The sequence below is a fragment of the Promicromonospora kroppenstedtii genome (assembly GCF_044389675.1).
Taxonomy (GTDB): Bacteria; Actinomycetota; Actinomycetes; order Actinomycetales; family Cellulomonadaceae; genus Promicromonospora; species Promicromonospora kroppenstedtii.
In genome coordinates this window covers 278,807-296,250 of the sequence record NZ_JBIRYI010000005.1, presented here as the reverse complement: position 1 = coordinate 296,250, position 17,444 = coordinate 278,807, and the positions used below count along the sequence as shown (strand labels likewise).

Annotated in this window: 12 protein-coding genes; 4 read left to right on the top strand and 8 right to left on the bottom strand. The window is 72.9% G+C overall.

Annotation, left to right across the window (positions count from 1 at the left end; translation table 11 throughout):
- Nucleotides 1-126: 126 nt before the first annotated feature.
- Nucleotides 127-2,352, top strand: coding sequence for a S9 family peptidase (locus ACH47X_RS10480; protein WP_397404032.1), 2,226 nt, complete (start codon nucleotides 127-129; stop codon nucleotides 2,350-2,352).
- A 111-nt stretch (nucleotides 2,353-2,463) separates the two neighbouring features.
- On the opposite strand, the gene ACH47X_RS10475 is transcribed toward ACH47X_RS10480, so the two are convergent.
- The 3 genes from ACH47X_RS10475 to ACH47X_RS10465 form a co-directional block, all read right to left on the bottom strand.
- A complete protein-coding gene (locus ACH47X_RS10475; RefSeq protein ID WP_397403921.1) occupies nucleotides 2,464-3,732 on the bottom strand; it encodes a glycoside hydrolase family 3 N-terminal domain-containing protein in 1,269 nt (422 codons plus the stop codon).
- 60 nt (nucleotides 3,733-3,792) lie between these two features.
- On the bottom strand, nucleotides 3,793-4,926 hold the full coding sequence (locus tag ACH47X_RS10470) for a threonine aldolase family protein (protein ID WP_397403919.1): 1,134 nt from the start codon (nucleotides 4,924-4,926) through the stop codon (nucleotides 3,793-3,795).
- A 121-nt stretch (nucleotides 4,927-5,047) separates the two neighbouring features.
- Nucleotides 5,048-5,251, bottom strand: a complete 204-nt coding sequence (locus tag ACH47X_RS10465; protein ID WP_036971009.1) for a cold-shock protein — start codon at nucleotides 5,249-5,251, stop codon at nucleotides 5,048-5,050.
- Nucleotides 5,252-5,588: 337 nt separating this feature from the next.
- Between ACH47X_RS10465 and ACH47X_RS10460 the strand changes: the two genes are divergently transcribed.
- Both ACH47X_RS10460 and ACH47X_RS10455 read left to right on the top strand, forming a co-directional pair.
- Nucleotides 5,589-6,866, top strand: coding sequence for an ABC transporter substrate-binding protein (locus tag ACH47X_RS10460; RefSeq protein ID WP_397403917.1), 1,278 nt, complete (start codon nucleotides 5,589-5,591; stop codon nucleotides 6,864-6,866).
- A 161-nt stretch (nucleotides 6,867-7,027) separates the two neighbouring features.
- Nucleotides 7,028-7,777: a hypothetical protein gene (locus ACH47X_RS10455; protein WP_397403915.1), complete on the top strand. Its 750-nt coding sequence runs from the start codon at nucleotides 7,028-7,030 to the stop codon at nucleotides 7,775-7,777.
- A gap of 79 nt (nucleotides 7,778-7,856) precedes the next feature.
- On the opposite strand, the gene ACH47X_RS10450 is transcribed toward ACH47X_RS10455, so the two are convergent.
- Nucleotides 7,857-11,759 (bottom strand): TM0106 family RecB-like putative nuclease, encoded by a 3,903-nt coding sequence (locus tag ACH47X_RS10450; protein ID WP_397403913.1) that lies wholly within the window; start codon nucleotides 11,757-11,759, stop codon nucleotides 7,857-7,859.
- A gap of 328 nt (nucleotides 11,760-12,087) precedes the next feature.
- On the opposite strand from ACH47X_RS10450, the gene ACH47X_RS10445 reads away from it, so the two are divergent.
- Nucleotides 12,088-13,047, top strand: coding sequence for an excalibur calcium-binding domain-containing protein (locus ACH47X_RS10445; protein ID WP_397403911.1), 960 nt, complete (start codon nucleotides 12,088-12,090; stop codon nucleotides 13,045-13,047).
- A 114-nt stretch (nucleotides 13,048-13,161) separates the two neighbouring features.
- Here the strand turns inward: ACH47X_RS10445 and ACH47X_RS10440 are convergent, their stop codons facing one another.
- The 4 genes from ACH47X_RS10440 to ACH47X_RS10425 all read right to left on the bottom strand — a co-directional run bounded on the left by ACH47X_RS10440 (nucleotide 13,162) and on the right by ACH47X_RS10425 (nucleotide 17,409).
- On the bottom strand, nucleotides 13,162-14,511 hold the full coding sequence (locus ACH47X_RS10440; RefSeq protein ID WP_397403909.1) for a hypothetical protein: 1,350 nt from the start codon (nucleotides 14,509-14,511) through the stop codon (nucleotides 13,162-13,164).
- Nucleotides 14,508-15,077, bottom strand: coding sequence for a SigE family RNA polymerase sigma factor (locus ACH47X_RS10435; protein WP_397403907.1), 570 nt, complete (start codon nucleotides 15,075-15,077; stop codon nucleotides 14,508-14,510). The genes ACH47X_RS10440 and ACH47X_RS10435 overlap by 4 nt, the downstream gene beginning before the upstream one ends.
- Before the next feature lie 368 nt (nucleotides 15,078-15,445).
- A complete protein-coding gene (locus ACH47X_RS10430) occupies nucleotides 15,446-16,837 on the bottom strand; it encodes a hypothetical protein (RefSeq protein WP_397403905.1) in 1,392 nt (463 codons plus the stop codon).
- Nucleotides 16,834-17,409 carry a SigE family RNA polymerase sigma factor gene (locus tag ACH47X_RS10425; RefSeq protein WP_036971148.1) on the bottom strand — a complete coding sequence of 192 codons (576 nt, stop codon included), beginning with the start codon at nucleotides 17,407-17,409 and terminating at the stop codon, nucleotides 16,834-16,836. Before ACH47X_RS10425 ends, ACH47X_RS10430 begins: the two co-directional genes overlap by 4 nt.
- Nucleotides 17,410-17,444: the final 35 nt, after the last annotated feature.

The window sequence follows — 17,444 nt, the reverse complement described above, 5'->3', positions numbered from 1 at the left end:
CCGGGCACCGGGAGGGCGTGGAACACCCCTTCGTCCGGCGGTCCGCGCGGTTAGGCTGACGCGGTGTCCGACGACGCCCAGACTCCCCCAGCGGCCGCCCCCACGGCCGACCGACCGACCGGTTCCGTGCGGGTGCTCCCGCCGTCCGGACCGCCCAGCACCGAGCGCCGCCCTCGCGAGCGCACCTTCCACGGCGACACCTTCGTCGACGACTACGAGTGGCTCCGCGAGAAGGAGAACCCTGAGGTCGTCGCACACCTGGAGGCGCAGAACGCCTGGACCCTGGCCCGCCAGGAACACCTCGCGCCGTTGCGGCAGACCCTGTTCGACGAGATCAAGGGGCGCACCCTCGAGACCGATCTCTCGGTCCCCGCGCGCGACGGCGACTGGTGGTACTACGCCCGAACGGTCGAGGGCCAGCAGTACCCGATCCACGCCCGCTACCCCGCAGCAGGGCCGGACGACTGGACGCCCCGCGTGCTCGAGCCCGGGCAGCCCGTGCCGGGCGAGCAGATCATGCTGGACCAGAACGCCGCGGCCGAGGGCCACGACTTCTTCGCCCTCGGCTCGCTCGACGTGTCCGACGACGGCACGCGGCTGCTGTACGCGACCGACACCGCCGGGGACGAGCGCTACACGCTCCGCGTGCGCGACCTGGCCACCGGCGAGGACCTCCCCGACGAGGTGCGTGACACCGCACCGGGCGCCATGTTCACCCCCGACGGCGAGCACATCTTCTACCTGACCGTGGACGAGGCCTGGCGGCCGTGGCGGGTGTGGCGACACCAGCTCGGTGCGACCGGCTCCCAGGACACGCTGGTGTTCGAGGAGCCGGACGAGCGGTTCTGGGTGGGCGTGGGCCTGTCCCGCTCCAAGAGGTACCTGCAGATCGAGCTGGGCTCCAAGGTGACGAGCGAGTCGTGGCTGCTGGAGTCCGACGACCCCACGGGCGAGTTCCGCGTGGTCTGGCCCCGCCGCGAGGGCGTGGAGTACTCGGTGGAGCACGCGGTGCTGCCCGGTTCTCCGGCCCGCGACGTGCTGCTGATCCTGCACAACCAGGACGCGCTGAACTTCGAGCTGGTCACGTCACCGGTTCCCGCCCCTGGCGAGACGGTGGCCCCGCGGGACGCGGACGTCGTCGTGCCGCACGATCCGGAGGTGCGGCTGGAGGGGGTGAGCGCCAGCGAGCGCTACCTGGTGCTCTACTACCGCCGCGAGGCGATCTCGCGCTCCGCCGTGCTGTCGCTGGACGAGCCCGTCGAGACCGGCGGCGGGCCCGTCACCTGGGACTTCCAGGAGATCTCGTTCGGCCAGCCGCTGGAGTCGGTCGGCGCTGGCGTCGGCGTGTGGGAGCAGCCCAACCTCAAGGTGGGCTACACCTCGTTCGTCACTCCCTCCTCGCTCTACATGTACGACGTCGCCTCCGGCGAGCGCACCCTGCTCAAGCAGCAGCCGGTGCTCGGCGGCTACGACGCCGGCGACTACGACCAGCGCCGGGAGTGGGCCGTGGCCGAGGACGGCACGCGTGTGCCGATCTCGCTGGTCTGGCGCAAGGACAAGGTGCGGTTCGGGGGCTCGACAGGCTCGACCAGCGGGACCGGCGAGACCACCGGGACAGCTGACGCGCCCGCCGAGCCCGCGCCGCTGCTCCTGTACGGGTACGGCGCCTACGAGTACTCGATCGACCCGTATTTCTCGGTGGCACGCCTGAGCCTGCTCGACCGTGGCGTCGTCTTCGCCGTCGCGCACGTGCGGGGCGGCGGCGAGATGGGCCGCGCCTGGTACGACGACGGAAAGCTGGGCGCCAAGCGCAACACGTTCACCGACTTCGTGGCCTGCGGCCGGCACCTGGTCGCCACGGGCTGGACGGCGAGCGACCGCATGGTGGCCGACGGCGGCAGCGCCGGCGGGCTGCTGGTCGGCGCGGCGACCAACCTGGCGCCCGAGCTGTTCGCGGGCGTGCAGGCGGGCGTGCCCTTCGTGGACGCCCTGACCTCGATGCTCGACCCGACGTTGCCCCTGACGGTGACCGAGTGGGACGAGTGGGGCGACCCGCTGCACGACCCCGAGGTCTACGCGTACATGCGGTCGTACACCCCGTACGAGAACGTGGCCGACGACGCCTCGCGCTACCCGAAGGTGCTGGCGACGACCAGCTTCAACGACACCCGCGTGCTGTACGTCGAGCCCGCCAAGTGGGTCGCCCGGCTGCAGGCCGCCGGGGCGCCGGCGATGCTGAAGATCGAGATGTCCGCGGGGCACGGCGGGGTCTCGGGCAGGTACTCGGCGTGGGAGCAGATCGCCTTCGAGCACGCCTGGACCCTGGACGTGCTGGGCCTGGCCGACCGCTGAGCGGTATCGCCACCGCGTCTGATCGAGCCCACCACCTCGCTGGTCGAGCCTGTCGAAACCTGGTCTCCACAGGCTCTACCAGCGAGGTGGGGCGACTCGACCGGTGGTCGGTCAGAGGCCTGACTTGGCCGCGACGACCCTGGCCGCCGCGGCGTCGACCTTCGCGGCGAACGCCGGGTCCTTGCGCGCGGCCCGGACCAGCGCGTCCACCATCGCCGGGGCGACGGACGGCTTGGCGGACGCCAGCACCAGGTCCACCCCGGCGTCGACGGCCCGGACCGCCCGCTGGCCGGCGGGCACGTCCTGCACCTGCACCGCGGCGGACAGGTCGTCGGTGATGATCACGCCGTCGAACCCGTGCTCGCGGACCAGGCCCACCACGGTGGGGCTGAACACCGCGGGCGCGTCGGGGTCGATCCGCGCGTAGATGGCGGACGACATCATGACCAGGCCGGTGCCGTCCTTGATGCCGGCGTCGAACACCGACACCGACGGGTCGTCGGGCCCGGTCACGGTGTCGGTGACGCCGGCCGTGGTGTCGGTGTTCCCCGTGACCCGGCCCAGCCCCGGGAAGTGCTTGATCGACGTCTGCACGCCCGAGTCCCGCTGGCCCTCCGCGAACGCGTTGCCGTGCGTGATCACGGACTGCTCGGCGTACCCGTAGTTGCGCCCGAACACGCCGATGGGCGCGTTCGACGTCGCGCTCTGCTGCGGCACCAGGTCGAGCACGGGCGCGAGGTTGAGGTTCACGCCCGCGGCGGCGAGCTCCTGCCCCCACACCTCCGAACGGGCGCGTAGATCCGGCGCGGACAGGGTTGCCTGGTCGAGCGCGCTCGGCATGTCGCTGAAGCCCTTGCCGCGCAGCACCTGCACCTCGCCGCCCTCCTGATCGGTGGCCACGAACAGGGGCACCGGGGAGTCCGCCGCGGCGACGGCGGCGTCCACCAGGTTCTTCACCGGCCCGCGCCCGGCCTGGGTACGGCCGTGCAGGAAGACGCCGCCGATCTTCTGGTCCCGCAGCATGTCGAACGTCGGCTGGAACGGACCCTTGACAGGCAGGCCGACCATCACGACCTGACCCACCTTCTGCTCCAGCGACCAGCCGGCCACGAGCGACAGGTCCGGCTCGCCGGGCGGGGGTTCCTGCGTGGGCGGGGCGGACGGCGTCGCGCTGGGCGCGGGCTGCGACGCGCTGGGCGACGGCGTTCCCCCACCGGACAGGGACGGGCTCGGCGAGGGGCTCGGCCGTGCGCTCGACTGCACGGGTCCGGGCAAGGAAGTAGGTCCGGGCTCACCGGCCGGAGCGGAACATCCCGCGGCCAGCGTCGCGACCGTGAGAACGGTGGCGACCAGCAGGCCCGCGGGGCGAAAACGGATCATGACCACAAGTCTCACCCCGCCGCCGACCCGGCGTGCAATCGACTCGGCGGCGGGGCCGGATCAGAGCGCGGCGGCGATCGCCCGCACGAAGTCGTCGACGTCGGAGTCGGTGGTGTCCCAGGCGCACATCCAGCGCACCTCGACTCGGTCTCCGCTCTCGCCCGGCGCCCAGTCGTAGAACCGGGCGTGCTCGCGCGCGCGGTCGGCGGCGGCCCGGGGCAGGGTCGCGAACACGACGTTCGCCTCGGTCGGGTATGTCACGCGGACCCCGGCCCCGGGCTCCAGCAGCCCAGCCGTCTCGATCCCGGAGCGCAGGCGCGCCGCCATCGAGTTGGAGTGCGCCGCGTTGCGCAGCCAGAGCGGCGCGCCGTCGGCGGCGACCGTGCCCGAGGACGACGTCCCCGACGTCGGCGTGCCCGGCTCGCCGAGCAGCGCCAGGAGCTGGGCCGACACGAAGCGAGTCTTCGAGGCGAGCTGCATCGTCGCCTTGCGCAGGTACGGCACGGCGCCGGCCAGGCCGGCCGGGTCGCCGGAACGGGCGGTGTCGTCGGTGAGCACGACGACGGCCTCGCCCAGCATGCCGCCGTTCTTCGCAGCGCCGAGCGACACGACGTCGACGCCCACGTCGGTGGTGATCTCCCGCAGCCCGACACCAAGGGCCGCCGCCGCGTTCGCGAGGCGCGAGCCGTCCACGTGCACGCGCAGGCCGCACGCGTGGGCGGCGTCCGCGAGGAGCTTGAGGTCGGCCACCGAGTAGACCGTGCCGAGCTCGGTCACCTGCGTGAGGCTCAGTACCGCGGGCTGGGCGCGCTGCACGTTGCCGATGTCGCCGGCGTACCGGTCCACGGCGTCGGGCCCGATGCGGCCCGCGACGCTCGGGACGGCCAGCACCTTGAGGCTGCCCACGCGTTCGGGCGCCCCGTTCTCGTCCGTGTGGATGTGCGCGACGTCGCTGGCGATCACCGCACCCCAGCGTGGGGCCGAGGCCATGAGGCTGATGACGTTCGCACCCGTGCCGTTCAGTACCGGGAAGATGCGGGCGCGCTCGCCGAACACCTCGGTGGCACGGTCCTGCAGGCGGGCCGAGACGGGGTCGCCGCCGTACGAGACGGCCGCGCCGTCGTTGGCCGCGGCGATGGCGGCCATGACCTCGGGGTGGACGGGGGCGTAGTTGTCGGAGGCGAAGTGCTGCACGGGCCCATTCTCCCGCCGTCCGGCCCCGGACAGGCCAAGGGCCCGGCCACCTCGAAAGGTGACCGGGCCCTCGGCGTACAACCGGGCGGGCTCAGGAGCCCGCCATCTCGGCTGTCAGAGATCAGATCGGGCGGATGTTCTCCGCCTGGAGGCCCTTGGGGCCCTGCTTCACGTCGAACTCGACGCGCTGGTTCTCCTCGAGCGAGCGGTAACCGCTCGACTGGATCGCGCTGAAGTGGGCGAACACGTCCTGCCCACCGTCCTCGGGTGCGATGAACCCGAAGCCCTTCTCGGCGTTGAACCACTTGACGGTTCCGAATGCCATGTACTGCTCCTTGCAAGATGCGACGACCCCGGCCTTCGGGATCGCTGTAATCACGGTGTCGTCGTCATCTCTTGGAAGAACGATCGAGGCACTGCAACATGGCAAGCGTACCTGGCTCGGCCCAGGAAAGCCCGACCAATCTCCGTGAGGTGCGTCTGGCGGGTGGCCGGATGAACTTTCCTTGGGTCTAGGGTGATGTGGGTCACGTCCTCGTAACGATCTCGGCCGGGGTGGGGGATTCGTGACACAGGCGTCACACAAGGTGACTACTTTCAGCGACCACGACGGAGCAAAGTGCGCCGTCAGATCCACTCCCGCTTGAAGGGGAACAGCAGACATGATTCGACGTTCCACGGCTGCGCGCGGGCTCGCGCTAGCGGCAGTCCTCAGCGTGGGCTTGGCGGCCTGCTCCACCTCGGGTTCTGGCGATGGAGAGGGCGAGGGCTCTGCCGAGCCGCTCGTCGTCGGCACCATCCTCCCGATCACCGGCTCTCTTGCCTACCTCGGCCCGCCCGAGGTCGCGGGCGTCGGACTTGCGATCGACGACATCAACGCGGCCGGGGGTGTGCTCGGCAACGACGTGACCCTTGAGTCCGGCGACTCCGGCGACTCGACCGACATGAGCGTCTCGACCAACACGGCCACCGACCTCATCGGCAAGGGCGTGCAGGTCGCGATCGGCGCGGCGTCCTCGTCCGTCTCGCAGAACGTGGTCGACCAGTTCACCGAGGCCGGGGTCCTCCAGATCTCGCCCGCGAACACCGCCACCGAGCTCTCCGGCGTGAGCGACCTGTTCACCCGTACCGCCCCGCCGGACACCGTCCAGGGTGCGGCGCTCGGCTCCCTCGTGCTCGACGGTGGCCACCAGAAGGTCGCCTTCCTCGTGCAGAACGAGACCTACGGCACCGGCCTGCGCGACAACGTGCAGAAGTCGATCGAGGCCGGCGGCGCCGAGGCCGTCTACGGCGGCACCGGCTCCGGCGAGGAGTTCGCCCCGGGCGAGACCAACTTCTCGTCCATCGTGACCGACGCGCTGGCCGCCAAGCCGGACGCCATCGTCATCCTCGCGTTCGAGGAGACCAAGGCGGCCGTGGCCGAGCTCGTCTCCCAGGGCTGGGACTTCGACGGCACCACGTACCTGTGCGACGGCAACACCGCCGACTACTCCAAGGACTTCGACCCGGGGACGCTCAAGGGCGTCGTCGGCACCATCCCCGGCGCCGACCCCGCGCAGGAGTTCAAGGACGAGGCGAGCGCCTGGTACGAGGAGAGCGAGGGCTCGCCGCTGACCGACTACGCCTACGCCGCCGAGTCGTACGACGCCGTCATCCTCGCCGCGCTCGCCGCGGTGAAGGCGGAGTCGACCTCCGGCACCGACATCGCCGCGGCGATCCGCTCCGTGTCCGGCGCGGACGGCGGCACCGAGGTGACCACCTTCGAGGAGGGCGTCAAGGCGCTCGAGGCCGGCGATGACATCCACTACAAGGGTGTCTCCGGCATCGGCCCGATCAACGAGGACAACGACCCGTCGTCCGCGTTCATCGGTGTCTACAACTACGCCGACGACAACACGCTCGTGTTCGACCGTGCGATCGAGGGCAAGGTCGAGGGCTGACGCTCCCGGCTGACATGACGAAGGCCCGGTCACCTCGGTGACCGGGCCTTCGTCATGTCCTGTTCGTGTCACGGAGGGACGATGTGCGGGAACCCGGGGCGGCGGCGCGCCGTTGACCGGGGTGGACCGGCAGGACCGAACCTCACGAAGGACTGAGATCAATGGGCTTCCTCGACCGACTGCTCGGCCGCGAGCCGCGCGAGCAGACACCCGGCATGTATCAGGGTGGCGGCACTCCGCGGCCGCGGTACCAGCAGGCACCGGGCCAGAACCCGGCCTACGGCACTGCCCCCGTCTACGGGTCCGCGGCGAGCACGGGCCGCAGCGAGGACGAGGTGGCGATCGAGCGCTACCGGTACCTGCTGCGCACCGCGCCGCCGGACCGGGTGGAGGAGGCGCACGCGGAGGCTTTCGCCCAGCTCACACCCGAGCAGCGCAACCAGGTCCTGGCCCAGCTCAGCGAGACCGTGCCGCCCAACGAGCGCGCGACGTCGGACGACCCGCGCGACCTGGCCCGCATGGCCACCCGCGCCGAGATGCGCAACCCCGGCACGCTGGAGCGTAACTTCGGGGCGAGCCGTGGCCCGGGCTTCGGCTCGATGCTGGGCGCGAGCATGCTCGGCACCATCGGCGGCATGGTCATCGGCTCGGCCGTGGCGGACATGATGTTCGGCAGCTCGTTCGGCGATCCGGGCCAGGACTTCGCCGGTGACGAGGGCGGCGGCGAGGCCGGTGCCGAGGAGGCGGGCGGCGAGGAGGCCGGTGCCGAGCCCGTGGAGGCGTCCGGCGCCGAGGGCGGCGACGCCGGTGCGGACGCCGGGGACGGCGGCGGTGGCTTCTTCGGCGACATGTTCGGTGGCGGCGACGGTGGTGGCGACTTCGGCGGGGACTTCGGGGGCGGCGAGTTCTAGCCCCTCGCGCCGGGCAGCACCGTGGCGAGATGGAGCTCTGGTGGGCACCGGAGTTCCATCTCGCCAGAGTTCTGTCTGGTCAGGAGCCGATGAGGCGCAGGAACGCGCCGAGCTCCATGAGGTGCCGCACGCCGTCGGCCTCCAGGTCGCCGGGCAGGTAGTCGGTGAGCCGGGGCGACGAGACGACCACGGCTCGCCACTGCGCGCGTGAGACCGCCACGTTGATGCGGTTTCGCGACAGCAGGAACCCCATGCCCCGCGAGACGTTCTCGGGTGCCGAGGCCGCGAGGGTCAGGATCGCGACGGGCGCCTCCCGACCCTGGAACATGTCGACCGTGCCGACGGGCACGCCGTCGAGACCGGCAGCGCGGAGCGCCTGGCGCACCGCGTGGACCTGCGCGTTGTACGCGGCGACCACCACGACGTCGTCCGGGCCCAGCGGGCGGGCGGGCCGGCCGTGCCCCGGGTGCCAGGTGCGGCCGACCACGTCCTGCACCTGCCGCACCACCTCGTCGGCCTCCGCCGGGGAGGACGTCGAGCGCCCCTCGTGAACCACCGGGGCGTGCGCCACCCCGGGCGGCACGCCGTCGAGCGACCGCTCGGTCGTGACCGGGTGGGCCGACAGCCGGCCCGCGTACGCGAGCTCGGACACGGCCGCGCAGACCATCGGGTGCATGCGCCAGGACTCGGGCAGCAGGTAGCCCAGGCCCTCGGGCAGCACGGAGCTACCGGCCGCGAGCCAGGCGAGCGCCGACTCGTCCACCGGTTCGGGGTGCCTTCCCTGGCTGACCTGCGGAAGCTGCTGCGGGTCGCCGAGCAGCAGCAGCCGCTGCGCGGCCCGGCCGACAGCGACCGTGTCCGCGAGCGAGAACTGCCCCGCCTCGTCGATGACGAGCAGGTCCAGGCCCTCGGCAGGCCAGCGCTCGTGCGCGAAGTCCCATGCGGTGCCGCCCACCACGCAGCCGCCGGAGCTCCCGGCGGCGAAGTCCGCGAGCTGGCTGCCGGTCAGCTCCGGCCACGGGCTGCCGGCCTCCTGCTCGACGCCCTTGGCCCGCTGCTTCTTGGCGACCAGATCGACCGGCACCCCGGCCTTGTCGACGAGGCAGCGCAGCAGGTTCTCGACCGCGGAGTGCGACTGGGCCACCACGCCCACGCGCCAGCCCGCGTCCACGAGCCGGGCCACGACGTGCGAGCCGACGTGCGTCTTGCCGGTGCCCGGCGGGCCCTGCACCGCCAGGTAGGAGTGGTCGAGCCGCTCGACGGCGGCGAGCACGGCAGCCTCCAGGTGCCGCCCGCCTGCGACTTCCCCGCCGGACGCACCGGCTTCCGTCAGCCGGGGCAGGTCTCCGCCGCCGACCAGCCGAGGCGGGTCGCGACGCAGCAGGTCGACGGCCGCGCCGTCGGGCAGGGTGCGGTTCAAGTCCCAGGCGGCCAGCGCCGTCCGTGCGGCATCCTCGGTGGCCTGCTCCTGGGCGTCGTGGGCCGGACCGCGCTGCGGTGCGAGGGCGACGGGCGCCTGGTCGTGCTGGTCCGCTCCCCCGGACAGCCGCTCGCGCAGCACCACGACGTCGCGGCTGCGCCTGCCGTCCACGGGGTCGGCGGGTTCCTCCTCCCCGACAGACAGGATCGTGCCGCCCGAGTGCTCGCCGCGGATCGCCCGCGCCTCCAGCTCGCCCACGACGGGCGGCACCGGCTGGTCGTAGAGCACGTGCACCGCGTCGCCCACACCCAGGTCGGACCCGTCGATGCGCGATCCGTCGAGCATGCGGCCCACCAGCTCGACCTCCCGTGAGGCGAGCCGGTCGCGCCCGACGACGTCCCAGTCCCGCAGCACGCGCGCATGTTCCACGTGGAACGTCGACCGTCGGCCGGGCCACTCGTCGAGCGGCAGCTCGAGCCGCGCGAAGTGTTCCTGCCAGAACGGCTTCTCCTCCCGCTGGTAGTACCCGACGGCCGCGCCCAGCAGCGCGAGCGCCTGCACCTCCAGCGACCGGTCGCCCCGGTTCTCGCCGACGCGCTCGGCGATCTCGGCGGCCAGCGCCAGCCGGCGCTCCCGGGCCTCGCGCCGGGCCTCCGCCCGGGCGGCCGCCGCCTCGCCGTTGCCTCCGGGGCGTGCCTCGTCCAGGACGCCGCCGCCCGCCGACCCGGCCGCGTCCGGCCCGACGGGCACTTCCGCACCACCGCCACCGGCCGACCCCGACGCCGGGAAGCCCTCACCACCCGGAGGCCCGGGCACCCAGGTGCTCGCCCCGACCCCGGCGGCATCGCCGGCCCCCGGTGAGGCGACCGCGTAGGCCGTGACCTCCGGACCCACCGCGCCGCGCGCCCAGCGCAGCCAGTCGAGCAGCCGCAGCGTCGAGCGGCAGTCGTACTCGTTGTAGTCGAGGATGCGCTGCCGCAGCGCCGCCGCCCGCTCGTCCCCGTCGGCGGCGAGCTTCGCGTACTCCGCGTACTCGGTGACCGACGCCGTCGCGCTGGTGACGCCCTCGCGCGCCGGATCGTCCTGCATGTAGAGGGGTTCGAGCTTCTTGATGGACTTGGACCGGTTGGAGATGCGCAGGCAGGAGCGGACCACCGCGTAGAGGTCCACGAGCACCCCGTCGCGCAGCAGCTGGTCCACCTCGTCCTCGTAGACGCCGTGGCGCGCCGCGATCGAGAGCAGGTGCGTCTTCTCGTAGGCGGCGTAGTGATAGACGTGCAGGTCGGGATAGGTCTCGCGGCGGGCGCTCAGGTAGTCGACGAACCGCACGAGAGCGTCGCGCTCGGCCGCCAGGTCGTCGGCCCAGAGCCCGTGGAACGGCGGGGTGCCGTCGTCCGGACTGGGTCGCTCGACCCAGCCGAAGAGGTAGTCGAGGCCCATAGCCGGCGCCTGGTCGTCGCCGGGCAGCCGGGCCGCCTCCCACAGCGGGTCGCCCTCGAAGTCGAAGAAGACGTCGCCAGGGCTCGGCGCCGGCAGCCCGTCGATGGCCTCGGTCGCCACGAGCTGCCAGCGCAGGCGCGCGTCGGGCCCGTCCGGGTGGACGCCGTCGGGCAGGTGGTCGAGCGCCACCGAGCCGTCGCCCTCGTCCAGGCCGAGCTGGAGGCGCGCCTGGGCGCGCAGTCCCTCGAAGCGGCCGGCGGCCATGCCGTCCGGCGGGGCCTCGGCGGACGCGAGGTCGTCGATGGTGGTGATGCCGGCGGCGGAGAGCCGCGCCCGCTGCGACCCGTACACCCCGCCGACGAGCAGCACGTCGCGGCTCTGCTGTGCGGCCTCGGCGCAGTCCGGGCAGTCGCGCAGGCGGCCGCAGGCCAGGTAGCGCTCGTCCTGCCAGCGCACCGGGCCGGCGTCGGCCACGTGGGTGTCGAGCACCTCGGTGAGCCGGGAGCGCCGTGTGCGGAAGACGGGCAGCAGGTCGGCCAGCCGGTGCGAGGTGGTCTCCCCCGTGCCGAGCACCAGGTGCACCTCGTCGGTCGGGTCGACCCGCGCCGCCAGGAGCTGGTCCGCGTAGGCGGCGAGCTGGAGCAGGGCACGCACCTTGGTGCGGCGCGCGAGCTTCGAGTCGTGCACGGCGTACCGGAGCCCCGCGCCCAGGGGGTCGCGCACCAGGAAGTCGGCCCGGCCGTGGAACCGCCCGTCGAAGAACGATGCCTGGTAGACGACGTCGGCGCCCCGCTCGAGCGCGGCCAGGGTGCGCGAGTGCGCGTCGAGCAGCTCGTCCCGTGACATCCGGCGCGCGGGCGCGACCTCCACCACGCCGCCGGGCCGCTCGTCGTCGGCCGGGCCGAATGCGGCCAGGTGGCCCGCCAGGACGCGGCGTTCGTGGTCCTCGCCCAGGGCCGCCGTGCGGGCGAGCATCTGGTCCTCCTCCCGCACCCGGCGCGGGCTGCGGCCCAGGAGCTCGTCGAGGCGTCTGAGCAGGCGGAACTCGCACTCGCCCGCGATCACGAGGTCGCTGGCCGAGTACACGAGACTGCTGGCGTCTTCACGCTCCAGGAGGAACATGCCCCCAGGTCTACCAGTGACCTCCGACACGGGCGCGCTACTGTCGCTTCCACACGCGGGGGGAAATGTCCGATCGGCCCGCTGGTTCTGGCGCCGACCCACCCGCATGGCCGATAGTGGGGCCGACCGTATCGAAGGAGCAACCATGCCCGTGCGCTTCAACCCGCCTCCGGGTTGGCAGGTGCCCCCGGGATTCCGACCCGACTCCACCTGGGCTCCCGACCCGTCGTGGCCACCGGCCCCGCCCGGTTGGGACTACTGGGTCGACCGCCCCGACGCCCCCCAGCCCGATTCCGGACCCACCGCAGCCGCGCCCCCGGCGCCCCCCGTGCCCCCGGCCCCCGCCGGCGCCCCGGACGGAGGCGGGGACACCCGCACCGTCGCGATCCAGGTGATCGACGCCCCCGGCCGAGCCCCGGCGCCTGCACCCCCGGCCGTGCTGCCCGCCGAGGCGATGGGTTCGACCATGACGATGGCGCCCATCGGCGCCCCGCCGGCGGGCGCCCGGCGCCCCGGCTCCGGCCCGCAGCCGGTCTACCCGCCGCAGCCCGGCATGGCACCGCCGCCCCCGCCGCCAGAGACGTCGGCCAAGGGCCCGGCGTCCGGCATGCTCGCCGCGATCAAAGGGCTCGGCGCCCGCAAGGCGACGACGACGCCCGCCGACCAGCGGCCCGGTGGCCCCGGCCCGCTGAGCATCGACGACGCGAACCGCCGGTCCGGTGGCCCGATCCCCGTCGGCACCGTCGCGGCCGGAGCCATGGGCCCCGGCCAGCGGCCCGGCAAGACACAGCGGCGCGGTCCTGGCGCCGGCCTGATGGTGGCCATCGGCATCGCCGGGCTCGCGCTCGGCGTGATCATCGGCGTGATCGTCACGGCGGGCCAGCAGGCCGACGCCAACCAGGCGATCTCGGACGCCCAGAACATCCAGGCCGGCATCGACGAGCAGCGTGCCGAGATCGAGGCCGACCGCGCGCAGGTCGACAAGCAGCGCGACGAGGTGGCCAAGCGCGAGCAGGCGCTCGGGGACCGGGAGGCGCAGGTCAAGGAGCAGGAGGCCGCGCTCAAGCAGCAGCAGGAGCAGCAGCAACAGCAGGAGCAGCAACAGCAGCAGGAGGAGCAGGAGCAGGAGAACAACGGGAACGGCAACGGGAACCCGGGCACCGTCTTCTACTGGAGCTGCGACGCGGTGCGTGCCGCGGGCGCGGCGCCCCTGCCCAACACCGAGCCGGGCTACATGCCGCACCTCGACCGGAACAACAACGGCATCGCGTGCGAGGACGGCGAGTAAGCCGCACCGCCGCAAGAATGAGCGGGCCGAGACAGATCCCCAGATTCTGTCTCGGCCCGCTCGGTTGTTCCCGGCCCACGCCATCTCCCCAGACGAGACGCGGACCGGGAAGTCCTAACCCCCGAAGAGTCCCTCCAGGAGTTCACCGAGACCGAGGGGATCCTCGTTCTCGGGAGCTTGAGTCGGCTCCTCGCTCGGAGCCGGGGCGGGCGACACGCCGCCGTCGGGCCGGACCTCACCCGTCGCGGCGAGCTGCAGCGCCTCACTCATGTCGATGAGGCAGAGCCGCCAGACGTCGCCGTCGACACCCTGGGGCGCACGCCAGAACGCCTTGCCGGTGAGCCCGGCCGGAGCCGTCCAGTCGGTACCCGTGCGCTGCGCGACGCAGGTCTCCATCGCGGGCACCTCGTTCGCCTGCGGGTCGTCGACCAGCATCGGCGCGAGCTCCGCGACCATCGGCGCGGGCTCGGCGGCCTGGGGCGTGTCCACGGACTTCCCGGCGACGTCGTGGATGACGGCGCACTCCGGTGAGGTGCTGCGGCACCAGGAGGCGCTCCAGGTGTTCCTGCTCGCGTAGACGAAGCCGCGCGGCTCCGCCGTCGACCGGTCCACCTGCAGCACGCGCATCCACACGCTGCCGTCGCCGAGCACGTCGAACGGCGTGACCCGCAGCGACGCGCCCGCCTCGGGTGCGCCCTTCTCGGCACCGGCCCCGGACCCCGGTGCCGCGGACGCCCCCTGCGCGTCCGCGGCACCATCGGTCTGCGGGTCGTCGAAGACCAGGAACTGGTCCCCCTCCTTCGCACCGGAGGAGAAGCCGAACACGAGGGCCGGTCCGCCGTCGGACGGCAGGACCATCGCGTCGGAGGTGACGCCGCGCCAGAGCAGGGTTCCGCCGAGGTTCCCCGCGCGGAGGTTCTGCAGGGCGGTGTCGCCGCCCGCCAGGACCTCCAGGTCGGTTGCGCTGTGCCGGCCGTCGATCTTCGCCAGGGTGACGACCGCCAGGTAGCGGTCGCCGTTCCCCGCAGGGAGACCGAGGTCGAGTACGGCGGTGTTCGCGTCCACCCGGTAGGCCGCCGGCTGCGCCACCGAGGTCACTCCGGGCGCAAGGTCCGCGAGCTCCGTGGCCGGGTCCGGCGTCGGGAGGTCGGTGGGCGACGGCGCGGGCTCGACGTCGACCGTGGCCATCGGCTCGGGCGTACCGAGGGGCGTGACCTCTACCGGGGCGCTGCTCCAGAGCCCCGGGATCCCCGGGAGCGCGCCCGCCACTCCGGCACCCGCCGTGGCCAGCACGAGCGTCGACGCCAGCGAGACGCCGGCCCGCCGAGCGGTGTGCTTGCGCCGGCTCGACCGCAGGACGCCGTCCAGGTCGAGCGTCGACTCGGGCACGGCCGCGTGCGCCGACTCGCGGAGCCGGACGACGAAGTCGTCGTCAGGAGCGCCGTGGGAGAGGTTCGTGTTCATCGCGTTCCGCCCAGAGAATCGAGATCGAGGATCGCGCGCAGGTGGGCGAGGCCGCGCGAGGCAGTGGACTTGACGGTGCCGAGGGGGATGCCGAGCTCGCTGGAGACCTCGGACTCCGACAGGTCGAGCAGGTGGCGCAGCACCACGACCCGGCGCTGCTTGAGCGGGAGGCGCAGGAGGGCGCGCACGACGGTGTCGCGGTCGTCCACGGTGCGCGTGGGCATCCGGGTCGAGGGGCGCGCCGCGCGGGTGTCCTCCTGCGGCAGCTCGTCGGGCCCGGTCAGCACCTCGCGCCGCGTGCGGCGCCAGGCGTCGATGCGCAGGTTCGCCAGCACACGCCGCGCGTACACCAGCGGGTCGCCCTGCCGGGCCTTGTGCCAGTGCCGGTAGCAGCGCTCGAAGGTCTGCTGCGTGAGCTCCTCGGCGCGGTGGGCGTCGCCGCTGAGGAGGAAGGCCATCCGGTGCAGCGGATCCTTGGCCTCTCGCATGAACGCCGTGAACTCTTCGTTCTTCGAGATCTGGGCGGTCCTGCGCGCATGAGTGGCCCTGGGCCGGTCGGTACGCACGGGCAGCGAGGTTACGTCATCCCGGTCCCCACCTCGCACCACCGTGAGCGGCCGGGTCGGGGAGACGGAGTCTGACTTCGGTGTCGTGGTGGATGGGGAGTCTGGGGTGTTCTGCTGGGTTGTCACGGTCTCCAGGTCGTCCGCAGAGCTGGAGTCGGCACGCACGACGCGCAGGACCACGGGCCTCTGGGCCCGGGACTCTGGCGCTCGAACGCGCGGACTCGTGACTGTCACGAACGGAACACGGCCCGACCGGGACGAAGGTTCCATATTGGTTCAGAGAAATTTCCCGGAACCACGAAGCACGTGCCGGACACCCGGGCCACGGGGGTGGCCCGCACGTCCGACACGTGCTTCGCCGAGCGCCGTCAGCGGCGGAAGTCCAGGGTCCCCAGGAACGTGTGGAGATCCCGCAGGCCCTGCTCGCCGCCGTCGAACTCGACCACCAGGAACAGGTTCTCGCCCCGGTCCTCCTGGTGGATGAAGAGGTCGACCCAGTAGTAGTCGGTCTCCCCGTCGACGTTGTGCGCGCTCGGGATCACCTCGGCGTAGTCGGCGCCGGGGACGTCGATCATCCTGGACCCCGGGGTGCCGGACGGCGTCCACCAGTTTCCGCCGGGCTTGCCACCCTGGACGTAGACCCGCTCGAACACGTCCGTGTCCTCGGCGGCACGCGCCTTCTCCTCGGCGGTGGCGTCGGTCCACAGGTTCAGCGTCTCCTGGTCGATGCCGGGATCCACGTGCGTGACCGTCGTCCCGGTCCACTCCACGCCCGGGGAGAACTCGCCGTCGGTCTCCGCCGAGGTCCAGCCCTCCGGGACCGCGAACGTCAGGCCGTTGTGCTCGGTCCGCACCCAGTCGGCCGGGATCCCGCGCTCGAGGGCGTCGAGCACCGGGGCCGAGAACTCCGGCAGGTACCAGTCGGGCTCGCCCGCCTCCTTCAGCCAGAGGTTCCCGACGAAGTCGCGGAACATCTTGTCGCCCTGCTCGGTCGCCGCGAACCGGGTGTCGATGATCCAGCCCTCGTCGCCGCTGCGGACCGTGATGGTGGCGGGCCGGACCTTGCCCTCCCGCTCGTGCTGTTCGATGACGACGAGGTCTGCGCCGTCGATGTCGATCGTCGTCGCGCCCGAGTCCTTCGCCGGTGCGGTCCAGCCCGCGACGTCGAACACGTTGCGCAGCTCGATCGTGGCGTCCATGTCGTCGATGGTCCCGGTCTCGCCGAGGCCGTCCGCCTCCGGGTGGTCCGGGGCGAGCCAGCCGGCCACGCCGCCCGCGTTGACGTCGCCGACGGCGGTCCAGCCCCCGGCCGGGACCTCGTACCAGAGCCCGCCGAGGATGTAGGGCGCAGCCCCCGCTCCCTCGACCACGCCGTGCTCGACACCCGGCAGCACCGGCAGCGTGCCGCCGCCGGTCTCCAGGTACTCGGTGGGCTCGTCGGCGAGGTCAGCCGTCGGGCTCGTGGACGACGGCTCGGTGGACGGAGCCCCCTTGGCCGTGGTCTTCACCGTGCCGGGCAGAGGCTGCTGCTGGTCGGCGTAGAACGCCCCGGCCGCGCCGATGCCCGCCCCGGCGAGCACCACCGCGGCCACGCAGGCGGTCGCCGTGGCCACGACCCGGCGCCGGCGCACGTTGCGCACGGCGCGCGTCGCCATCGCGGTGGCGTCGAGGTCGGCAGGCGGCCTGATCGCCGATCCGGTCGCCCTCATGCCGGCCAGCAGCGCGGCGTCCTTCTTGGCGTGGATGTCGTGCACGTTCATGATCGGCTCCCTTCGCCGGCGGGCACCACGAGGGTGCGCAGGCGCTCCAGCGCCCGTGAGGCGGTGGACTTGACCGTCCCGGTGGAGATGCCCAGCTCCGCGGCCGTGTCGGCCTCGGACCGGTCGAGCAGGTAGCGCAGCACCACCACCCGCCGCTGCTTGACGGTGAGTGCCAGGAGGGCGCGGACCAGCCGGTCCCGCTCGGCCAGCTCGGCGTCCGACGCCGGGGTGCTCGTCTCGCGCAGGCCGAGCACCGGTTCGTCGGTGAGCACCTCCCGGCGGGTACGGCGCCAGGTGTCGATCCGGGCCGTGGACAGGACGCGGCGCGCGTAGGCGAACGGGTCGCCGTCGGCCACCTTCTTCCAGGCCTTGAACGTGCGCTCCAGCGCGAGCTGCACCAGGTCCTTGGCGCGGTGCTCGTCGCCGCTCAGCAGATACGCGATCCGGTACAGCGCCGGGGTGTTGGCCTGCGCGAACGCCGTGAAGTCCGCGACCGGGTCCTGGCCGCTGCGCACCACCGGGATCTCGCCGGTGCCCCGCTCCGGTTCCAGGCTCACCGCCACCTCGCTCATCCGGTACACCGCCCGGAGGCGTGGCCGGTGACCTG